Source organism: Pseudomonas sp. GM50, assembly GCF_000282375.1.
GTDB lineage: Bacteria > Pseudomonadota > Gammaproteobacteria > Pseudomonadales > Pseudomonadaceae > Aquipseudomonas.
The window spans coordinates 1-21,713 of the sequence record NZ_AKJK01000007.1 but is presented as its reverse complement, the minus strand read 5'-3'; the positions used below and the strand labels follow the sequence as shown (position 1 = coordinate 21,713).

17 protein-coding genes, 1 tRNA gene and 2 pseudogenes are annotated in these 21,713 nt (G+C 59.5%); 13 read left to right on the top strand and 7 right to left on the bottom strand.

The features are described from left to right. The first annotated feature begins 56 nt into the window (after positions 1 to 56). The gene (locus PMI30_RS27680) at positions 57 to 1,388 is read left to right on the top strand and encodes a CoA transferase (protein WP_008005445.1); all 1,332 of its coding nucleotides are present in this window, start codon (positions 57 to 59) and stop codon (positions 1,386 to 1,388) included. A 132-nt stretch (positions 1,389 to 1,520) separates the two neighbouring features. Here the strand turns inward: PMI30_RS27680 and PMI30_RS31635 are convergent. Together PMI30_RS31635 and arcD (PMI30_RS27685) are read right to left on the bottom strand one after the other, a co-directional pair. Next, positions 1,521 to 1,672, bottom strand: a pseudogene (locus PMI30_RS31635) (DNA-3-methyladenine glycosylase 2 family protein); the annotation flags it as partial. Between the two features lie 19 nt (positions 1,673 to 1,691). Beyond that, complete coding sequence (gene arcD / locus PMI30_RS27685; RefSeq protein WP_008005444.1) at positions 1,692 to 3,119, bottom strand: arginine-ornithine antiporter; 1,428 nt, start codon at positions 3,117 to 3,119, stop codon at positions 1,692 to 1,694. Between the two features lie 447 nt (positions 3,120 to 3,566). Between arcD (PMI30_RS27685) and arcD (PMI30_RS27690) the strand changes: the two genes are divergently transcribed. From arcD (PMI30_RS27690) to PMI30_RS27745, 12 genes are all read left to right on the top strand, one after another. Continuing rightward, positions 3,567 to 4,994 carry an arginine-ornithine antiporter gene (gene arcD / locus PMI30_RS27690; protein WP_008005443.1) on the top strand — a complete coding sequence of 476 codons (1,428 nt, stop codon included), beginning with the start codon at positions 3,567 to 3,569 and terminating at the stop codon, positions 4,992 to 4,994. A gap of 35 nt (positions 4,995 to 5,029) precedes the next feature. Beyond that, a complete protein-coding gene (gene arcA / locus PMI30_RS27695; RefSeq protein WP_008005442.1) occupies positions 5,030 to 6,286 on the top strand; it encodes an arginine deiminase in 1,257 nt (418 codons plus the stop codon). 69 nt (positions 6,287 to 6,355) lie between these two features. Further along, positions 6,356 to 7,366: an ornithine carbamoyltransferase gene (locus PMI30_RS27700; RefSeq protein WP_008005440.1), complete on the top strand. Its 1,011-nt coding sequence runs from the start codon at positions 6,356 to 6,358 to the stop codon at positions 7,364 to 7,366. A gap of 159 nt (positions 7,367 to 7,525) precedes the next feature. Next, a complete protein-coding gene (gene arcC, locus PMI30_RS27705; protein WP_008005438.1) occupies positions 7,526 to 8,455 on the top strand; it encodes a carbamate kinase in 930 nt (309 codons plus the stop codon). A gap of 12 nt (positions 8,456 to 8,467) precedes the next feature. Beyond that, complete coding sequence (locus PMI30_RS27710; RefSeq protein ID WP_008005436.1) at positions 8,468 to 8,830, top strand: DUF5064 family protein; 363 nt, start codon at positions 8,468 to 8,470, stop codon at positions 8,828 to 8,830. Positions 8,831 to 9,070: 240 nt separating this feature from the next. Beyond that, positions 9,071 to 10,579: a sigma-54-dependent transcriptional regulator gene (locus PMI30_RS27715; RefSeq protein WP_008005433.1), complete on the top strand. Its 1,509-nt coding sequence runs from the start codon at positions 9,071 to 9,073 to the stop codon at positions 10,577 to 10,579. 451 nt (positions 10,580 to 11,030) lie between these two features. After that, a complete protein-coding gene (gcvH, locus tag PMI30_RS27720) occupies positions 11,031 to 11,414 on the top strand; it encodes a glycine cleavage system protein GcvH (protein ID WP_008005432.1) in 384 nt (127 codons plus the stop codon). Between the two features lie 11 nt (positions 11,415 to 11,425). Further along, positions 11,426 to 14,278 (top strand): aminomethyl-transferring glycine dehydrogenase, encoded by a 2,853-nt coding sequence (gene gcvP, locus PMI30_RS27725; protein ID WP_008005431.1) that lies wholly within the window; start codon positions 11,426 to 11,428, stop codon positions 14,276 to 14,278. Between the two features lie 203 nt (positions 14,279 to 14,481). Further along, the gene (locus PMI30_RS27730; RefSeq protein ID WP_008005428.1) at positions 14,482 to 15,858 is read left to right on the top strand and encodes an L-serine ammonia-lyase; all 1,377 of its coding nucleotides are present in this window, start codon (positions 14,482 to 14,484) and stop codon (positions 15,856 to 15,858) included. 33 nt (positions 15,859 to 15,891) lie between these two features. Beyond that, positions 15,892 to 17,016 carry a glycine cleavage system aminomethyltransferase GcvT gene (gene gcvT / locus PMI30_RS27735; protein WP_008005426.1) on the top strand — a complete coding sequence of 375 codons (1,125 nt, stop codon included), beginning with the start codon at positions 15,892 to 15,894 and terminating at the stop codon, positions 17,014 to 17,016. A 379-nt stretch (positions 17,017 to 17,395) separates the two neighbouring features. Next, complete coding sequence (locus PMI30_RS27740; protein ID WP_003175786.1) at positions 17,396 to 17,608, top strand: cold-shock protein; 213 nt, start codon at positions 17,396 to 17,398, stop codon at positions 17,606 to 17,608. Positions 17,609 to 17,703: 95 nt separating this feature from the next. Further along, the gene (locus PMI30_RS27745; RefSeq protein WP_008005424.1) at positions 17,704 to 18,192 is read left to right on the top strand and encodes an RDD family protein; all 489 of its coding nucleotides are present in this window, start codon (positions 17,704 to 17,706) and stop codon (positions 18,190 to 18,192) included. Between the two features lie 135 nt (positions 18,193 to 18,327). On the opposite strand, the gene nadA is transcribed toward PMI30_RS27745, so the two are convergent. From nadA to ybgF, 5 genes and pseudogenes are all read right to left on the bottom strand, one after another. After that, a complete protein-coding gene (gene nadA, locus PMI30_RS27750) occupies positions 18,328 to 19,386 on the bottom strand; it encodes a quinolinate synthase NadA (RefSeq protein ID WP_008005420.1) in 1,059 nt (352 codons plus the stop codon). Positions 19,387 to 19,637: 251 nt separating this feature from the next. Then, positions 19,638 to 19,713 (bottom strand) — tRNA-Lys (locus PMI30_RS27755). Between the two features lie 63 nt (positions 19,714 to 19,776). After that, a complete protein-coding gene (gene queC, locus PMI30_RS27760; RefSeq protein ID WP_008005418.1) occupies positions 19,777 to 20,469 on the bottom strand; it encodes a 7-cyano-7-deazaguanine synthase QueC in 693 nt (230 codons plus the stop codon). 1 nt (position 20,470) lies between these two features. Continuing rightward, entirely contained in the window at positions 20,471 to 21,118 is a 648-nt protein-coding gene (gene queE / locus PMI30_RS27765; protein ID WP_007903309.1) for a 7-carboxy-7-deazaguanine synthase QueE, read from the bottom strand. A 166-nt stretch (positions 21,119 to 21,284) separates the two neighbouring features. Beyond that, positions 21,285 to 21,701 (bottom strand): annotated as a pseudogene (gene ybgF, locus PMI30_RS27770) (tol-pal system protein YbgF); the annotation flags it as partial. Positions 21,702 to 21,713: the final 12 nt, after the last annotated feature.

Here is a 21,713-nt window from a genome sequence, read left to right as displayed (position 1 = left end):
GCTCCTACAGATGACATTTTGATCTATGCTCGGGCTCTCGCTCCGGAGGGCCTTCGATGACTGATTTACTCACGTCCATTCAAGCCGCACTCGGCTTGCCCCACACACCCATCCCGTTCACCTCGAGCGGCGCCCTGCCCTCGGCGTTTGCCGTCACCGACCTTGCCTGCGCGAGCATTGCCGCGGCCGGTCAGGCTGTCAGTGAATGGCTGCAACAACACACCGGCCGTTTACCTGGCCTTGAAGTCGACCGTCGCCTGGCGTCGTTCTGGTTCGCGACGTCGATCCGCCCCGTCGGCTGGAGCGTTCCACCGTTGTGGGATCCGGTCGCTGGCGACTATGCGACCAAGGACGGCTGGATCCGCCTGCATACCAACGCGCCTCATCATCGTGCCGCCGCTGAACGTGTGCTCGGCGCCTGTGCCGACCGTGCAGCAATGGCGAGCAAGGTTGCGCAATGGGTGAAAAGTGATCTGGAACAGGCCGTCGTTGATGCCGGTGGTTGCGCGGCCGAAATGCGCAGCTGGGCGCAATGGCAAGCGCATCCCCAAGGTGTGGCGGTGAATGCCGAGCCGTTGATTCAGTTCAGCGCCGACAGCGGCGAAAATGCAAAGCCGTGGCGGGGTTCGGTGGCGCAGCCGCTGGCGGGCATCAAGGTACTGGATTTGACCCGTGTGTTGGCCGGCCCCATCGCCAGTCGTTTTCTCGCCGGTCTCGGCGCCGATGTTTTGCGCATCGACCCACCGACCTGGAACGAACCGGGCGTGGTGCCGGAAGTCACTTTGGGCAAACGCTGCGCGCGCCTGGATCTGCACGACAAGACTGATCGTGCGGTGTTCGAAAGCCTGCTCAAGGACGCCGATATCTTGCTCCACGGCTACCGCGCCGATGCACTGGAAAGGTTGGGCTACGGCGTCGCCGTGCGGCAAAAGCTGGCACCGGGCCTGATAGATGTGTGCCTCAACGCTTACGGCTGGAGCGGCCCATGGCAGAACCGTCGAGGGTTCGACAGTTTGGTACAGATGAGCAGCGGGATTGCCGAAGCGGGAATGCAGTGGAAGAAAGCGAACCAACCGACACCGCTGCCGGTGCAGGCGCTTGATCACGCCACCGGGTACTTGATGGCGGCTGCGGCGATCACGTTATTGGGATGTGGCGGGTCGGCCAGGTTGTCGTTGGCGCGGACCGCCAGGTTGCTGATTGAACATGGCGCGGGGACCGATGAGGCGTTGCGGGCGGAGGATCCAAGCGATCAAGGGATGTTGGTTGAACAGACGCCTTGGGGGCCGGCCCATCGTTTACAGGTACCGCTGAAAATCACCGGGACACCGTTGCAATGGGCACTTCCGGCCGCAGAATTGGGTTCCCATCGCGCACAGTGGTGGTGACCATCAGGTAGCTATCGCGAGCAGGCTCGCTCCCACAGTTGACCGAGTCGTATTGGAAAAATGTGATCACCTGTGGGAGCGAGCCTGCTCGCGATAGGGCCGAAACACTCAATACAATTGCTGGAACTGTATTCAGTCCGCTCGGCTCAGCGATGTCCAAACCACCTGCGCCGCATACCCTCGAAAAGACCGCCAAGCCTCGGCCCGCACCGACAACTCCCGAGCCGTCACCGCCCCACATCCAAACCCGCAAACGCATCCATCTCCCGCAACTGCCGCAAGGCTGTTACGCCAGCAACAACCTCACAACGACAACAATCCGCTATACAACCCATACGCCGCCAACCCCGCCCCGGCAACCACACAGCTGAAAATCCCCTTCTCCACCAACGTAAACAGCGGTTTGCCCTGTTCCCGCTTGGCCTGGGCAAACAAAATCACCCCTGGCGCATACAACAACGCCGAGAGCAGCAGGTATTTCACCCCGCCGGCGTACAACAGCCAAACCGCGTAACACAGGGCAATGCCACCGATCAGCAAGTCTTTCGTGCGCTCGGCCGAAGCATGCTCATAGGTTTCCCCTCGCCCGCTCAACAACACCGCATACGCCGCCGACCACAGATACGGCACCAGAATCATTGATGAGGCGAGGTAGATCAGGCTGGTGTAAGTACCGGCGGAAAACAGCGTGATCAGTAGAAAAATCTGGATCATCACATTGGTCAGCCACAGCGCGTTGACCGGCACATGGTTGGCGTTTTCCTTTTGCAGGAACGCCGGCATGGTCTTGTCCCTGGCCGTGGCGAAGAGGATTTCGGCGCACAGCAGCGCCCACGACAACAAGGCCCCCAGCAGCGAAACCGCCAGGCCGATGCTGATCAACAGCGCCCCCCAAGGGCCGACGATATGTTCCAGCACTGCCGCCAGTGACGGGTTTTGCAAGGTAGCCAATTCGGGCTGGCTCATGATCCCGAGGGATAACACGTTCACCAGCACCAGCAGCGCCAACACCCCGACAAAGCCGATGACCGTCGCCCGGCCTACGTCCGAACGTTTCTGCGCCCTCGCCGAATACACGCTGGCGCCTTCGATGCCAATGAAGACGAACACCGTGACCAGCATCATGTTGCGCACCTGGTCCATCACGCCGCCGAAATTCGGGTTGCTGCGGCCCCAGATGTCGCGGGTGAAGATGTCCGCCTTGAAGGCCACGGCGGCGATGACGATGAACATGATCAGCGGCACGATCTTGGCCACCGTGGTCAGTTGATTGATGAACGCCGCTTCCTTGATCCCGCGCAGCACCAGAAAATGCACGGCCCACAGCAGCACCGAGGCGCAGCCGATGGCGATCGGCGTGTTGCCCTGGCCAAACACCGGAAAGAAATACCCGAGGGTGCTGAACAGCAACACGAAATAACCGACGTTACCCAGCCAGGCGCTGATCCAGTATCCCCAGGCAGACGAGAACCCCATGTAATCGCCGAACCCGGCCTTGGCGTAGGCGTACACCCCGGAGTCCAGTTCCGGCTTGCGATTGGCCAGGGTCTGAAAGACGAAGGCCAGGGTCAGCATGCCAACGGCAGTGATCGCCCAACCAATCAATATCGCCCCGGCATCGGCACGCGCCGCCATGTTTTGCGGCAAGGAAAAAATCCCACCACCAATCATCGATCCCACCACCAAAGCGATCAGCGCACTCAGGCGAAGCTTTTGTGTCGGTTGCGACATTCGTGCATCTCCCTTTCCCCGCCGCGCTATGGTCTCAAGACCGTCACATAGTCGGTTTTTAACTAAATAGATAAAGCGTAATAACGTTTATCCATTAACGCCAATCTTGTTTTTATTTATAACTGATCACGCTATCGCAGCCATCCAGAAATAGCGGTTTTGTCGGTAGATCCTAATAAATCAATATCACTGCAAAATCAAATGACCAATACTTGCCAAAACAAAAAAACAAACTAGCGTCTACACTTCAACTGATACGCTTTATTTCTTTAACTTTTATACGAAGCCTCTGAAAAGGGCTTTTCGGGCATTAGACCTTATGCCTGCCAAAACCCCATAAGTCTTTAATTAACAATGGAATGTGACCATGCATTGATCTAAGTCAGATAATTTAACAGCAAACGAAATTAATCTGCTTTCTCTCTTCTCCTGCACTGGAGTCATGCAATGTCTGAATCCCCCGGAAAACTGAAACTCGGCGCCCTGGTTGCATTGGTTGTCGGCTCAATGATTGGTGGCGGGATCTTCTCTTTGCCCCAGAACATGGCCGCCAGTGCAGACGTCGGTGCCGTTCTTATCGGTTGGGCAATTACCGCAGTGGGCATGTTGACCCTGGCCTTCGTGTTCCAGACCCTCGCTAATCGAAAACCTGATCTGGACGGCGGTGTCTACGCCTACGCCAAGGCCGGTTTCGGCGACTACATGGGTTTCTCGTCCGCCTGGGGTTACTGGATCAGCGCCTGGCTGGGTAACGTTGGTTACTTCGTTCTGTTGTTCAGCACCCTGGGCTACTTCTTCCCCATTTTTGGCGAGGGCAATACTGTCGCTGCCGTGATCGGCGCGTCCGTGCTGCTCTGGGGCGTACATTTCCTCGTGCTGCGGGGCATCAAGGAAGCAGCGTTCATCAACCTGGTGACCACCGTCGCCAAAATCGTACCGCTGCTGCTGTTCGTGTTGATCGCGATTTTCGCCTTCAAGCTGGACATCTTCACCGCCGACATCTGGGGCCTGAAAAACCCTGACCTGGGCAGCGTGATGAACCAGGTGCGCAAGATGATGCTGGTCACCGTCTGGGTGTTCATCGGCATCGAAGGCGCGAGCATCTTCTCGGCACGTGCGGAAAAACGCAGCGACGTGGGTAAAGCCACCGTCATCGGTTTCATCACCGTGCTGCTGTTCCTGGTGCTGGTGAACGTGCTGTCGCTGGGCATCATGACCCAACCGGAATTGGCAAAACTGCAGAACCCGTCCATGGCCGCGGTGCTGGAACACGTGGTCGGTCATTGGGGCGCGGTGCTGATCAGCGTTGGTCTGATCATCTCGTTGCTGGGTGCGCTGCTGTCGTGGGTGTTGCTGTGTGCGGAGATCATGTTCGCCGCCGCCAAGGACCACACCATGCCGGCCTTTTTGCGCAAGGAAAACGCCAACCATGTACCGGTCAATGCGCTGTGGCTGACCAACGCCATGGTCCAGTTGTTCCTGATCATCACGCTGTTCTCGGCCAGCACTTACCTGTCGCTGATCTACCTCGCCACCTCAATGATTCTGGTGCCGTACCTGTGGTCGGCGGCTTACGCGCTGCTGCTGGCGGTGCGCGGCGAGAGTTATGAAAACGCCGTGGCCGAGCGCAGGAAAGACCTGTTCATCGGCGCCGTCGCATTGATCTACGCGGTCTGGCTGATCTATGCCGGTGGCGTCAAATACCTGCTGCTCTCCGCCCTGCTCTATGCGCCCGGCGTGATCCTGTTCGCCAAGGCCAAGCTTGAAGTCAATAAACCGGTTTTCACCAACGTCGAGAAGCTGATTTTCGCCGCCGTAGTCGTGGGCGCCCTGGTGGCGGCTTACGGGCTGTATGAAGGCTTCCTGACTCTGTAACACCTGACCCATTTGTCATCTGGAGGATCACTGTAATGACCACCGAAAAAGTTAAGTACGGCGTCCATTCCGAAGCCGGCAAACTGCGCAAAGTCATGGTTTGCTCCCCCGGCCTGGCCCATCAGCGGCTGACCCCGAACAACTGTGACGAACTGCTTTTCGATGATGTGCTGTGGGTTGCCCAAGCCAAGCGTGACCATTTCGACTTCGTCACCAAAATGCGCGAGCGCAACATCGACGTGCTGGAAATGCACAACCTGCTGACCGACATCGTCGCCATTCCAGAAGCGCTGGACTGGATTCTGGAGCGCAAGATCACCGCCAACTCGGTGGGCTTGGGTCTGGTCAATGAAACCGGTTCCTGGCTGCGCAGCCTGGAGCCGCGCAAGATTGCCGAATTCCTGATTGGCGGCGTCTCCGCCGATGACCTGCCGGACAGCTTCGGCGGCAAGACCATCCAGATGTTCCGCGAATTTCTCGGTCACTCCAGCTTCATTCTGCCGCCGCTGCCCAACACCCAGTTCACCCGCGACACCACCTGCTGGATCTACGGCGGCGTGACGTTGAACCCGATGTACTGGCCGGCGCGTCGTCAGGAAACCCTGCTGGCCACGGCCATCTACAAATTCCATCCGCAGTTCACCAACGCCGATTTCCAGATCTGGTACGGCGACCCGGACCAGGAGCACGGCAGCGCCACCCTTGAGGGCGGCGACGTGATGCCGATCGGTAACGGCGTGGTATTGATCGGCATGGGCGAGCGTTCGTCCCGCCAGGCCATCGGTCAATTGGCGGTCAACCTGTTCAAGAACAAAGCGGTCGAACGTGTGATTGTCGCCGGCCTGCCGAAGTCCCGCGCAGCGATGCACCTGGACACCGTGTTCAGCTTCTGCGACCGCGACCTTGTGACCATTTTCCCGGAAGTGGTGAATCAGATCGTCGCCTTCAGCGTGCGCCCTGATGAAAGCAAACCGGGCGGCGTCGACATTCGCCGCGAAGAAAGCAGCTTCCTCGACACCGTGGCCAAGGCCCTCAACCTCAAAGCACTGCGCGTGGTGGAAACCGGCGGCAACAGCTTCGCCGCCGAACGCGAGCAATGGGACGACGGCAACAACGTGGTGGCCGTGGAGCCGGGCGTGGTCATCGGCTATGACCGCAACACCTACACCAACACCCTGCTGCGCAAGGCTGGCATCGAGGTCATCACCATCACCGCCGGTGAACTCGGTCGCGGGCGTGGCGGCGGCCACTGCATGACCTGCCCGATCATTCGCGACCCTATCGACTATTAACCTTCAAACCCTGGCCGCCGCTTATCCAGCGCGGCCCGGGGGATAACCGATACCAAAGGAGATCCAATCATGGCTTTCAACATGCGCAACCGCAGCCTGCTGAGTTTGATGCACCACACCACTCGCGAGCTCAATTACCTGCTGGACCTGTCCCGTGATCTCAAACGCGCCAAATACACCGGCACCGAGCGTCCACACCTGCAAGGTAAAAACATCGCGCTGATCTTCGAAAAAACCTCGACCCGCACCCGGTGCGCCTTCGAAGTCGCGGCCCATGACCAGGGCGCCCACGTCACCTACATCGACCCGGTATCGTCGCAGATCGGCCACAAGGAAAGCATGAAAGACACCGCCCGCGTGCTGGGGCGGATGTTCGACGCCATCGAGTACCGCGGCTTCGAACAGGAAATCGTCGAAGAACTGGCCAAGTTCGCCGGCGTGCCGGTATTCAACGGTTTGACCGCTGAATTCCACCCGACACAAATGATCGCCGACACCCTGACCATGCGTGAACACAGCGACAAACCGCTGCACGACATCAGCTACGCCTACCTCGGCGATGCCCGCTACAACATGGGTAACTCGCTGTTGATGATCGGCGCCAAACTCGGCATGGACGTGCGCATCGCCGCACCGAAAGCGCTGTGGCCACATCAGGACTTCATCGATCAGTGCAAAGCCTTCGCCGAGGAAAGCGGCGCGCGCATCACCATCACCGAGGACCCGAAAGAAGCGGTCAAGGGCGTGGACTTCATCCACACCGACATCTGGGTGTCGATGGGCGAGCCGGTGGAGGCGTGGGACGAACGCATCGAGCAACTGCTGCCCTACCAGGTCAACGCCGACATGATGAAGGCCTCGGGCAACCCGCGCGTGAAATTCATGCACTGCCTGCCGGCGTTCCACAACAGCGAAACCAAGGTCGGCAAGGACATCGCCGCGCGCTATCCGCACCTGGCCAACGGCGTCGAAGTGACGGAAGAAGTCTTCGAGTCGCCGGCCAACATCGCCTTCGAGCAAGCGGAAAACCGCATGCACACCATCAAGGCGATTCTGGTGTCGGCGCTGGCGGATATTTAAAGGCTCACTCGGTTTGCTCTTTGTGGGAGCGAGCCTGCTCGCGATGACGGACTGACATTCACCATGGATGTTGACTGATACACCGCTATCGCGAGCAGGCTCGCTCCCACAAGAGACCGAGTTACCTGCAACCTCCTCTCTGTTTAGAAGGACTGCATTATGCGTATCGTCGTTGCTCTGGGCGGTAACGCCCTGCTCCGCCGGGGTGAACCCATGACCGCGGACAACCAGCGCACCAACATCCGGATAGCCACCGAACAGATCGCCAAGGTCCATCCCGGCAACCAACTGGTGATCGCCCACGGCAATGGTCCGCAGGTCGGGCTGCTGTCGCTGCAAGCGGCGGCCTACACCCAGGTTTCCGCTTACCCGCTGGACGTGCTCGGTGCCGAAACCGAAGGCATGATCGGCTACATCATCGAACAGGAACTGGGCAACCTGCTGGACTTCGAAGTCCCGTTCGCCACCCTGCTGACCCAGGTCGAAGTCGACGCCAACGACCCGGCATTCCAGGCCCCCAGCAAACCCATCGGCCCGGTCTATACCAAGGCTGAAGCAGAAAAACTCGCTGCCGAGAAAGGCTGGGCGATTGCTCCGGACGGCGACAAGTTCCGCCGCGTGGTGGCCAGCCCGAGACCGAAGCGCATCTTCGAAATCCGCCCGATCAAGTGGTTGCTGGAAAAAGGCAGCATCGTGATTTGCGCGGGCGGTGGCGGTATCCCGACGATGTACGGCGCCAGTGGCAAACTGCAGGGCGTGGAAGCGGTGATCGACAAAGACCTGTGCTCGGCGCTGCTGGCCGAACAGCTTGAAAGTGATCTATTGGTGATCGCCACTGACGTCAGCGCGGCGTTCATCGACTTCGGCAAACCGACCCAGAAAGCCATCGCCCAGGCCCACCCGGATGAAATGGAAAAACTCGGCTTCGCCGCTGGCTCCATGGGACCAAAGGTCCAGGCGGCCTGCGAGTTCGCCCGCCATACTGGAAAAACCGCGGTGATCGGTTCACTCTCGGATATCGAAGCGATCGTCCAGGGCAAGGCCGGCACGCGTATCAGCACGGCGAAACCTGGCATTACTTATTTATAAGGAGAGACGTCAATGGCAACGTTCGAGCCGGGCAAATTACACATCGAGCGTCACGCGCTGACCAAGGATGATGTCAGCTACAACGTACACCTCGACTATGAGGTCGCGCAGGATCCCAAGAAAGGCAAAGGGATACTGTTCACCCTGCACGGCAGCATGCAGGGAAAGGACATGACGGAGACCTTCTTTCTGCCCAAGGAGGAGGCTTACAACTTCGCCAACAACGTGACGAAAATCGCCGAGAAGTACGGAATCCCCAAAACACACAGCCAGATCGGCTCGGTTCACAAGCATTACGATTTAATGTTTGAAGACATCCGGAAGCAGCTGGATATGAAATCCGGCGACCCGGTAAACCTCGAGCACTTCGAATAACCCACGCACCTTGTGGGAGCGAGCCTGCTCGCGATGACGGACTTTCATTCGCTAGGGAAACCGACTGAAAAGACCGCAACACACGACCTGTAGGAGCGAGGCTTGCCCGCGAAGCTTTTAGCGGTCTTGATCGCCTCTTCGCGGGCAAGCCTCGCTCCTACAAATTAGCACGCGCATTTCACCTAAGACCCGCCCCAAGGCATACTTGCCACCCTCCGCACTCCAGAACCCAACCGCCCCATGCGTATCCACGTCAGCTTCATCGACCGCGTCGGAATCACCCAGGAAGTCCTGGCCCTGCTCGGTGGGCGCAATCTCAATCTGGATGCGGTGGAAATGGTCCCGCCCAACGTCTACATCGACGCCCCGACCTTGAGCCCGGCCGTGCTCGAAGAGCTGCGCGACGCGCTGTTCAGCGTGCGCGGCGTGCAAGCGGTGACGGTGGTCGACATCCTTCCCGGCCAGCGCCGTCACTTGCAGCTCGATGCGTTGCTCGCCGCCATGACCGACCCGGTGTTGGCCCTGGACAGCGCTGGCAAGGTGCTGCTGGCCAACCCGGCACTGATTGCCCTGTACGGCCGCGAACCGGCGGGTGAAAGCATCAGCGAGCTGTTTGCCGACCCGGCGCTGCTCGACACATTGCTCGAAAACGGCTTCCGCCTGCCGCTGCGGGAAATCACCGTCAACGGTCAGACCCTGCTGCTGGACGCCACGCCGATCACCGACGCCGGCGCGCTGCTGACCCTGTATCAACCGAACCGCATCGGCGAACGCCTCTCGGCGCTGCACCACGATCACGCCGAAGGCTTCGATGCCCTGCTCGGCGAATCCCCGGCCATTCGTACGCTCAAGGCTCGCGCCCAACGAGTCGCAGCCCTCGATGCACCGTTGCTGATCCAGGGCGAAACCGGCACCGGTAAAGAACTGGTGGCCCGCGCCTGCCACGCCATCAGCGCCCGCCACAGCTCGCCGTTCCTGGCCTTGAACTGCGCGGCACTCCCGGAAAACCTCGCCGAAAGCGAACTGTTCGGCTACGCCCCGGGTGCCTTCACCGGCGCGCAACGGGGCGGCAAACCGGGGCTGATGGAACTGGCCAACCAGGGCACGGTATTTCTCGACGAGATCGGTGAAATGTCGCCGTACTTGCAGGCGAAACTGCTGCGCTTTCTCAACGACGGCAGCTTCCGCCGGGTTGGTGGCGATCGCGAAGTGAAGGTCAACGTGCGGATCCTCAGCGCGACCCACCGCGATCTGGAAAAAATGGTCAGCGAAGGTGCCTTCCGCGAAGACCTGTTTTATCGCCTCAACGTCCTGAATGTCGAAGTCCCGCCCCTGCGCGAACGCGGCCAGGACATTCTGCTGCTGGCGCGCTACTTCATGCAGCAGGCCTGCGCGCAGATCCAGCGCCCGGTCTGTCGCCTGGCACCGGGCACTTATCCGGCGCTGCTGGGCAACCGTTGGCCGGGTAATGTGCGGCAACTGCAGAACGTGATCTTCCGCGCCGCTGCAATTTGCGAAAGCAGCCTGGTGGACATCGGCGATCTCGATATCGCGGGCACCTCAGTGGCGCGCCAGAGCGATACCGAAGTCGACAGCCTCGAACAGGCCATGGAAGAGTTCGAGAAAACCCTGCTGGAAAAGCTCTACGTCAGCTACCCCTCGACCCGCCAACTGGCCAGCCGCCTGCAAACCTCCCACACCGCGATTGCCCATCGGTTGCGTAAGTACGGGATTCCGAACAAGCCCTGAGGCTGATAATCCAATCTTGTAGCCAACACAAAATCCCTGTGGGAGCGAGCCTGCTCGCGATAGCGGTATGTCACTCGACATCACTGTTGACTGCCATACCGCTATCGCGAGCAGGCTCGCTCCCACAGGTCTTGTATTCTGTCTGAAATCTCTCCAGAAACGACCTCCATCTGTACTGAAAGCGCTACAGTGGAATGATATCGATACACCCTCTCTTCATCACCGCCATGCAAGGCTTTGATCCATCTAGGCTTTTTTCTTCGCCGTCGACTGTAGCGATTTCGCTACAGACATGCATTTGGCGTCTTTCATAAAAACAGTTAAGCCATTGTTTTATAACGAATAAAAAACATTGGCCGTGTTTTTGCTAAGGGAATACCCATTCAGCTCTGCCTCGGCATGAGCATTCAATCGCGTCCACCAGACGAGTCTGGCCCCCTTAGGAGTTTCCATGAGCGAGTTGCGTTTTACTGAAGATCACGAATGGCTGCGCACCGAAGCTGACGGCACCGTCACAGTCGGCATCACCGCTTTCGCGCAGAACGCCCTGGGCGACGTGGTTTTCGTACAACTGCCTGAGCTGCAGTCCTACGACAAAGGCGCTGAAGCCGCCACCGTGGAATCGGTAAAAGCCGCCAGCGGCGTGTACATGCCACTCGACGGTGAAGTGCTGGAAGTGAACCCGGCGCTGGACAGCAGCCCTGAATTGGTCAACGAAGATCCGCTGGGCGAAGGCTGGTTCTTCCGCTTCCAGCCAACCGACGCCTCGGCTGTCGGCCAACTGCTGGATCAAGATGCTTACGACCGTCTGATCAAAGCCAACGCCGAAGCCTGAGGAGCACTGACATGACTCAAGTAAACCTCAGCACCGCCAACGAATTCATCGCGCGCCACATCGGCCCGCGTGCTGGCGATGAGCAAGCCATGCTCAACAGCCTCGGCTTTGATTCCCTGGAAGCTCTGAGCGCCAGCGTCATTCCCGACAGCATCAAAGGCACCAGCGTCCTCGGCCTGGAAGACGGCCTGAGTGAAGCGGATGCCCTGGCGCTGATCAAATCCATCGCCGGCAAAAACCAACTGTTCAAGACCTACATCGGCCAGGGCTACTACGGCACTCACACGCCGTCGCCAATCCTGCGCAACCTGCTGGAAAACCCGGCCTGGTACACCGCTTACACCCCGTACCAGCCAGAAATTTCCCAAGGCCGTCTCGAAGCGCTGCTGAACTTCCAGACCCTGATCAGCGACCTGACCGGCCTGCCGATCGCCAACGCTTCCTTGCTCGACGAAGCCACCGCCGCTGCTGAAGCCATGACCTTCTGCAAACGCCTGAGCAAGAACAAGGGCAGCCATGCGTTCTTCGCCTCGGTTCATTGCCACCCGCAAACCCTCGACGTTTTGCGCACCCGTGCCGAGCCGCTGGGCATCGACGTGGTGGTCGGCGATGAGCGCGAACTGAGCGACGTGACGCCGTTCTTCGGTGCTTTGCTGCAATACCCGGCCAGCAACGGTGACGTGTTCGACTACCGCGAACTGACCGAGCGTTTCCACGCGGCTAATGCGCTGGTCGCCGTCGCGGCTGACCTGCTGGCCCTGACCGTACTGACTCCGCCGGGCGAATTTGGCGCCGACGTGGCCATCGGCAGCGCGCAGCGCTTCGGCGTACCGCTGGGTTTCGGTGGCCCGCACGCGGCCTACTTCTCCACCCGTGATGCGTTCAAGCGCGACATGCCGGGCCGTCTGGTCGGCGTTTCCGTGGACCGTTTCGGCAAGCCGGCCCTGCGCCTGGCCATGCAGACCCGCGAGCAACATATCCGCCGCGAGAAAGCCACCAGCAACATCTGCACCGCCCAAGTGCTGCTGGCCAACATCGCCAGCATGTACGCCGTGTACCACGGCCCGAAAGGCCTGACGCAGATTGCCCAGCGCATTCATCACCTGACCGCGATCCTTGCCAAAGGCTTGAGCGCATTGGGTCTGACCGTCGAGCAAGCCAACTTCTTCGACACGCTGACAATTAAAACCGGCGTTAACACCGCCAAGCTGCACGACCAGGCGCGTGCTCAGCAGATCAACCTGCGCGTCGTCGATGCTGAACGCCTGGGCCTGTCGCTGGACGAAACCACGTCGCAAGCTGACGTTGAAACCCTGTGGAGCGTACTGTCTGAAGGCAAGGCGCTGCCAGATTTCGCCGCCCTCGCCGCCTCGGTGGTCAGCACCCTCCCGGCCGCGCTGGTACGCCAGTCGCCGATCCTCAGCCACCCGGTGTTCAACCGCTACCACTCGGAAACCGAGCTGATGCGCTACCTGCGCAAGCTCGCCGACAAGGACCTGGCCCTGGATCGCACCATGATCCCGCTGGGTTCCTGCACCATGAAACTCAACGCCGCCAGCGAAATGATCCCGGTCACCTGGGCTGAATTCGGTGCCCTGCACCCGTTCGCCCCGGCCGAGCAAAGCGCCGGCTACCAGCAGTTGACCGATGAACTGGAAGCGATGCTCTGCGCCGCCACCGGTTACGACTCGATCTCTCTGCAACCGAACGCCGGTTCCCAGGGTGAATACGCAGGTCTGCTGGCGATTCGTGCCTACCACCAGAGCCGTGGCGAAGACCGTCGCGACATCTGCCTGATCCCGTCCTCCGCCCACGGCACCAACCCGGCCACCGCCAACATGGCTGGCATGCGCGTGGTCGTGACCGCCTGCGATGCCCGTGGCAACGTCGACATCGAAGACCTGCGCGCCAAGGCCATCGAGCACCGCGAACACCTCGCCGCGCTGATGATCACCTACCCGTCGACCCATGGCGTGTTCGAAGAAGGTATCCGCGAAATCTGCGGCATCATTCACGACAACGGCGGCCAGGTGTACATCGACGGCGCCAACATGAACGCCATGGTCGGCCTCTGCGCTCCGGGCAAGTTCGGCGGCGACGTGTCCCACCTGAACCTGCACAAAACCTTCTGCATTCCACACGGCGGTGGCGGCCCGGGCGTCGGCCCGATTGGCGTCAAATCCCATCTGACGCCGTTCCTGCCAGGCCACGCGCAGATGGAACGCAAGGAAGGCGCGGTCTGCGCCGCACCGTTCGGCAGCGCGAGCATTCTGCCGATCACTTGGATGTACATTCGAATGATGGGTGGCGCGGGTCTCAAGCGTGCTTCGCAACTGGCGATCCTGAATGCCAACTACATTTCCCGTCGCCTCGAAGAGCATTACCCAGTGTTGTACACCGGCAGCAACGGTCTGGTGGCGCACGAATGCATCCTCGACCTGCGTCCGTTGAAAGACAGCAGCGGCATCAGCGTCGATGACGTCGCCAAGCGCCTGATCGACTTCGGCTTCCACGCCCCGACCATGTCGTTCCCGGTGGCCGGCACGTTGATGATCGAACCGACCGAAAGCGAATCCAAGGAAGAACTGGACCGCTTCTGCGACGCGATGATCCGCATCCGCGAAGAAATCCGCGCAGTGGAAAACGGCACGCTGGACAAGGACGACAACCCGCTGAAAAACGCACCGCACACTGCCGCTGAAATCGTCGGCGAGTGGTCTCACCCGTACAGCCGCGAGCAAGCGGTGTACCCGGTAGCGTCGCTGATCGAAGGCAAGTACTGGCCACCGGTCGGTCGCGTCGACAACGTCTTCGGCGATCGCAACCTGGTCTGCGCCTGCCCGTCGATCGAAAGCTACGCTTAAACGGATAAGGGGGCGGGTCTACTCGCCCCCGATTTCAAGAACACCACAAAAACCTGTGGGAGCTGGCCTGCCAGCGATAGCGGTGCATCAGTCGACATTTCCGTTGCCTGACACCCTGCAATCGCTGGCAGGCCAGCTCCCACAGGATCGTGCCCGGCCTGACATTTCGCCAATTCCCATAACAAGAAAACCGGAGAACAACCATGTCGTTAAGCGTGTTCGACCTGTTCAAGATTGGTATCGGCCCCTCCAGCTCCCACACCGTCGGCCCGATGCGTGCTGCTGCGCGCTTCGCCGAAGGTCTGCGCCGTGAAGGGCTGTTGGCGGTAACCACCTGCGTCAAAGTCGAGCTCTACGGCTCGCTCGGCGCCACCGGCAAAGGCCACGGCAGCGACAAGGCTGTGTTGCTGGGCCTGGAAGGCGAACACCCGGATACCGTAGACACCGAAACCGTCGCTACTCGCCTGCAAGAGATTCGTGGCAGCGGTCGCTTGAACCTGCTCGGCGAACACAGCATTGCGTTCAACGAGAAAGAACACCTGGCGATGATCCGCAAACCGTTGGCCTATCACCCCAACGGCATGATCTTTCGCGCGTTCGATGCCGCTGGCCTGCAAATCCGCAGCCGCGAGTACTACTCGGTCGGTGGTGGTTTCGTGGTCGATGAGGACGCTGCCGGTGCCGACCGCATCGTCGAAGACGCCACGCCGCTGACCTTCCCGTTCAAAAGCGCCAAGGACCTGCTCGGTCATTGCACCACCTACGGTTTGTCCATCAGCCAAGTGATGCTGACCAATGAAAGTGCCTGGCGTCCGGAAGCGGAAACCCGTGCCGGTTTGCTGAAGATCTGGCAAGTGATGCAAGACTGCGTCGCAGCCGGTTGTCGTAACGAAGGCATCCTGCCTGGTGGGCTGAAGGTCAAACGTCGGGCTGCGGCGCTGCATCGGCAACTGTGCAATAACCCGGAATCCTCGCTGCGCGATCCGCTGTCGGTGCTGGACTGGGTCAATCTGTATGCCCTGGCGGTCAATGAAGAAAACGCCAACGGCGGACGCGTGGTCACCGCGCCCACCAACGGCGCGGCCGGGATCATCCCGGCGGTGCTGCATTACTACATGCGCTTCATCCCCGGCGCCAACGAAGATGGCGTCGTGCGTTTCCTGCTGACGGCCGCCGCGATCGGCATTCTGTACAAGGAAAACGCCTCGATCTCCGGCGCCGAAGTCGGTTGCCAGGGTGAGGTCGGCGTCGCCTGTTCCATGGCGGCCGGCGCCTTGTGCGAAGTGCTGGGCGGCACGGTGCAGCAGGTGGAAAACGCCGCCGAAATCGGCATGGAACACAACCTCGGCCTGACCTGCGACCCGATTGGCGGATTGGTGCAAGTGCCTTGCATCGAGCGCAATGCCATGGGCTCGGTCAAGGCCATCAATGCGGTGCGCATGGCCCTGCGCGGCGACGGTCAGCACTTCGTCTCCCTCGACAAAGTCATCCGCACCATGCGCCAGACCGGCGCCGACATGAAAAGCAAATACAAGGAAACCGCCCGTGGCGGTTTGGCGGTCAACATTATCGAGTGCTGATGCCCGCATCTGCACTATTTTCAGGAGCTGGATATGTCCACCGAACAACTGTTGAAAACACCGTTGCACGCACTGCACCTCGAACTCGGCGCCCGCATGGTGCCGTTTGCCGGCTACGACATGCCGGTGCAATACCCGCTCGGCGTGATGAAAGAACACCAACACACCCGTGATCAGGCCGGGTTGTTCGATGTCTCGCACATGGGCCAGATCCGCCTGACCGGTGCCAACGCGGCCAAAGCCCTGGAAACCCTGGTGCCGGTGGACATCATCGACCTGCCGGTGGGCATGCAGCGCTACGCGATGTTCACCAACGAGACCGGCGGCATTCTCGACGACCTGATGGTCGCCAACCTCGGTAATGACGAACTGTTCCTGGTGGTCAACGCGGCTTGCAAGGATCAGGACCTGGCGCACTTGCGCAAGCACATTGGTGAGCAGTGCACAATCGAGCCACTGTTCGAAGAACGCGCATTGCTGGCGTTGCAAGGCCCGGCCGCCGTCACTGTGCTCGCACGCCTGGCGCCGGAAGTTGCGAAGATGACCTTCATGCAGTTCGCCCGCGTGAAGCTGTTGGGCGTGGACTGCTTTGTCAGCCGTTCGGGCTACACCGGTGAAGACGGTTACGAAATCTCCGTGCCGGCCGCCAATGCCGAAGCCCTGGCTCGTGCCCTGCTGGCGGAACCGGAAGTGGCGGCCATCGGCCTCGGCGCTCGCGACTCCCTGCGCCTGGAAGCCGGCCTGTGCCTCTACGGCCACGACATGAACACCGAAACCACCCCAATCGAAGCGAGCCTGCTGTGGGCCATCTCCAAGCCTCGTCGTGCCGATGGCGCACGGGCCGGTGGCTTCCCCGGCGCTGAAACCGTGTTCGCCCAGCAGCAAGCCGGTGTCAGCCGCAAACGCGTCGGGCTGTTGCCGCAGGAACGTACGCCAGTGCGCGAAGGTGCAGAGATCGTCAACGAAGCCGGTGAAATCATCGGCAGCGTGTGCAGCGGCGGTTTCGGTCCGACCCTTGGCGGTCCTTTGGCCATGGGTTACCTCGACAGCGCTTATATCGCTTTGGATACGCCAGTTTGGGCGATTGTTCGTGGGAAAAAGGTGCCTTTGCTTGTAAGCAAAATGCCATTTGTTCCACAACGCTACTATCGCGGTTGATTGACTGTTTCTATAAGTAACGCGGCTGCGTTAACAATGCACTAATCTGTAACGCAGCCGCCATAAAACAGTGCGCACGTTTCGTTTATGAACGTTACTTATAACGATCGAAAACAGCTGAACGACGCTATCGAATAAGCCTGCACTAGTGTCACCAACCCGAGGAAACACGGGCCTTCGCAGGGCTTGTTTTTTCTCCCGTAGTTGGCGTAGAGTTTGTTCACTGTGTTTGCATGGGTCGCTTGGAATCGTGACCTGGGCAGTAGCCTACAAGTTAGCTACATCCCGTTCGACGTCTTCTTACTCTCCTGCAACCAGCCCCAGTACTCTTTCATCAGAAGGAGGCTGTCATTCATTTTTGCGTCAAAGGAAATAAGAAATGTCCCAACGTCAGAGCGGTACCGTCAAGTGGTTTAACGACGAGAAAGGTTTTGGTTTTATCACTCCAGAAAGCGGTCCGGATCTGTTCGTACATTTCCGCGCTATTCAGGGCAACGGCTTCAAGAGCCTGAAAGAAGGCCAGAAAGTGACGTTCGTTGCTGTGCAAGGCCAAAAAGGCATGCAGGCTGACGAAGTACAAGCAGAAGCCTGATCTTCTGTAACGAAAAAGCCCCTGATGGTGACATCAGGGGCTTTTTTGTGCGCGTAAATCCGTAAAATGGCTTCTTTTTCCATTCAGAGGCTGCCATGTCGAAACACCTGCTCAACCCACAGGGCGACTTCCCCGCCGTCGGTCTGGGTCGTCGCCTGGCAGCGATGTTCTACGACTTCCTGTTATGCACCGCCCTGCTGATCGTCACCAGCGGCATTTACAAGATGATCCAGATGGCGATCATCGGCGAAGGCCAAATGCGCGCCTTGACCGACGCCGGAGCGCTGGACGGTGATCCGCTGCTATCGACGGTTCTGCTGTTCGTGCTGTTCGGCTTCTTCGCCAAGTTCTGGATCTGGTCGGGGCAGACGCTGGGCATGCAGGTCTGGGGCATCCGCGTGCAAAACGCCGATGGCTCATCCATCAGCCTGTGGCAGGCACTGCTGCGCTTTGTGGTGTCGATCGCGTCCTGGCTATGCCTTGGGCTGGGGTTCTTCTGGTCGCTGTTCGACAAGCAGAAGCGCAGCTGGCATGACATCTACTCCAACACCCAGCTTGTCCGGATTCCAAAGAAGACCAAGTAATTTGCGCAGAGCACAAATCATTGTGGGAGCGAGCCTGCTCGCGATGGCGGCGTATCAGTCAACATGGATGTGACTGACAGAACGCTATCGCGAGCAGGCTCGCTCCCACAGTTTTTGCATCTTGACCGACAGACCTCAGGCGTTGCCGGCCAACTTCATCCGCGCCGCCTGCGTGAAATCAAGCATGCGCTTGAGCGGCCGAATCGCCTGCGGAATCAACGCCGGGTCGACGAATATCTCGTTAGTCCCTTCCTTCAAGCTCTTCAGCATGCGCTCAAGGGTGTTCATCGCCATCCACGGGCAATGCGCGCAACTGCGGCAGGCCGCACCGTTACCGGCCGTTGGCGCCTCGATAAAGACCTTGTCCGGGCACAGCTGCTGCATCTTGTAGAAGATGCCACGGTCGGTCGCGACGATCAGGGTCTTGTTCGGCAGACTTTGCGCCGCAGCGATCAGCTGACTGGTGGAACCCACCGCGTCGGCCAACTCGATGACGGCGGTCGGCGATTCCGGGTGCACCAGAATGGCCGCATCCGGGTACAGCGCTTTCATGTCTTCGAGCTGCTTGGCCTTGAACTCTTCGTGGACGATGCAGGCACCGTCCCACAGCAGCATGTCGGCACCGGTCTTGCGCTGAATGTAAGTGCCCAGGTGCTTGTCCGGGGCCCAGATGATGGTTTCGCCGTTATCCATCAGGCTTTCGACGATTTCCAGCGCACAGCTGGAAGTCACCACCCAGTCCGCCCGCGCTTTGACCGCCGCCGAAGTGTTGGCATACACCACCACTGTACGTTCCGGGTGTTGATCGCAGAACGCCGAGAACTCGTCTACCGGGCAACCCAGGTCCAGCGAGCAGGTCGCTTCCAGGGTCGGCATCAGCACGCGCTTTTCAGGGTTGAGGATTTTCGCGGTCTCGCCCATGAACTTCACGCCGGCGACCACCACGGTCTTGGCCGGATGGGCATTGCCGAAGCGGGCCATCTCCAGAGAATCGGAGACACAACCACCGGTTTCTTCGGCCAGGGCCTGAATGACCGGATCGCAATAGAAGTGGGCAACCAGCACTGCGTCCTGAGCCTTGAGCTCGGCAGCGATGGCAGCACGGTAATAAGCCTCTTCCTCGGCTGTCAGCGGCTTGGGCTGCTTGGCGTCGAGGTGGGCTTGAACCAGAAGGCGTTCGGAAATCTGCGTCATGTTCGCAAGACCTGCAGGCGCTTTCGCGCGAAAGTCGAGTATACACCCGGCTCTGGACCCTTCAGGGTACCGCCGGGAGAGTGAGTATTCATCAGGCGTGGATAGCGTTGAAGCTGCGCAAGGCTACAGAATATCCCATGGATGCAAAAGATGATTCTGACCTGCGTCACCCGGACTGAGTCGACCTCAAATTGCGGGCAAAAAAAAACCCGGAAATCCTCACTTACGTGGGCCTTCCAGATTTTTTAAAATGGTGGGTCGTGTGGGATTCGAACCTACGACCAATTGGTTAAAAGCCAACTGCTCTACCAACTGAGCTAACGACCCGCTGTGTGGTGGCGCGTATAATACTGATTTTTAAGGACTATTCAACACCTAATTTGAAATAAATCAAAAATAAGGTGTTGGGTCAGTCACACCGGCCGCCGCGAAGCCTTCCGCACGCAGGCGGCAGCTGTCGCATTTACCGCAGGCGCGGCCATTATCGTCCGCTTGATAGCAGGAAACGGTCAGCCCGTAATCGACGCCAAGCTTCACGCCAGCCTGAACGATCTGCGCCTTGCTCAGGTTCTGCAGTGGCGCCTGGATACGGAAGCCCTGCCCTTCTACCCCGGCCTTGGTCGCCAGGTTGGCCATGCGCTCGAAGGCTTCGATGAACTCGGGACGGCAATCCGGGTAACCGGAGTAATCCACCGCGTTGACCCCGATAAAGATGTCGCGAGCGCCGAGTACTTCAGCCCAGCCCAACGCCAGCGACAGGAACACCGTGTTGCGCGCCGGCACGTAAGTCACCGGAATACCTTCGCCCGCTTCTTCCGGCACGTCGATACTGGTGTCGGTCAATGCCGAACCGCCGATGCCGTTCAGGTTCAGGCCGATCACCTTGTGCTCGACCACACCCAGGTCTTGGGCGACACGTGCGGCGGCGTGCAATTCGGCATGAGACCGCTGACCGTAATCGAAGCTCATGGTGTAGCAGCTGTAGCCTTCGGCGCGGGCCATGGCCACGACTGTCGCGGAGTCGAGGCCACCGGACAGCAGGATGACCGCACGTTTTTCTGCAGTGTTCGTTTGTTCACTCATTTCAGCGCCCCGGCTCGTCATTCCAAAGATATTTATGCAGCTGCAATTGCAGACGCACAGGCAGATTGTCCGCCACCACCCAGTCCGCCAGATCACGCGCGCTCAGGTCATGGTGGCTCGGCGAGAACAGGACTTCGCCGGCACGCTGATCCAGACCGTATTGAATCAGCTTGGACACGGCCCAGTCGTAGTCTTCCCGCGAGCAGATGACAAACTTTACCTGATCGTTAGGCGTGAGCAGCTCGATGTTCTCGTAGCGGTTGCGGTGCGCTTCTTTCGAACCCGGGGTTTTCAGGTCGACGACGCGACTGACCCGTGGATCGACCGCCGAGATATCCAGCGCGCCACTGGTTTCCAGCGACACTTCGTAGCCGGCGTCACACAACTGCTTGAGCAAGGGGATGGCATTCGGTTGCGCCAGGGGCTCGCCGCCCGTGACACAAACATAACGCGGGCGAAAACCGGCCACCTGCTCGAGGATGTCGTCGAGCGTGCGAATGGTGCCACCAGTGAACGCGTAGGCGCTGTCGCAGTATTGGCAACGCAATGGGCAACCGGTCAGGCGCACAAAAACAGTGGGCAGCCCGGCAGTCCGCGTTTCACCCTGCAACGAGTAGAAAACTTCGGTGATTCTCAATGTGTCTTGCATAGTCGCCACGGGCGTAACAGCTAAACAGGCTGTCCGCCTCCGTCAGGCACTTCAAGGAACCTCGCCAACGCGCAGATCCCAAAAAGCGTGTTTCATAAAAAGGGCATGAATTCTAACGAAAAAACCCGCGACAAGCGCGGGTTTCTTCTAAACGCGTCAAGCAAGCTTACATGCGCTGCAAATCGCGTTGAGCCAACTGAGCGGCGGAAGTGCCCGGATACTGGGACACAACCTGTTGCAGAATACCTTTGACCCGGTCGGTATGACCAAGACGGCGCTCTACATCAGCGAGCTTGTACAGCGAGTCAGGCACTTTTGGGTGCTTGGGGTACAGCTGCGAAACCTTGGCAAATGCCTGACCTGCGCCTTGCAGATCGCCTTTGGCCAGGTTCACTTCACCCAACCAGTACTGGGCGTTGCCCGCGTATTGGCTGTTCGGGTATTTGCGCAGGAATGCGGCGAAAGCCTGGCTGGCCTTGTCGAAATCCTTGGCCTTGATCAAGTCGAAGGCTGCATCGTAATACAGTTTTTCCTTCGCCGGATCAGCCGGTTCGCTACCTGCGGCAGGCGCTTGAGCGGCTGCCGCTCAAGCGCC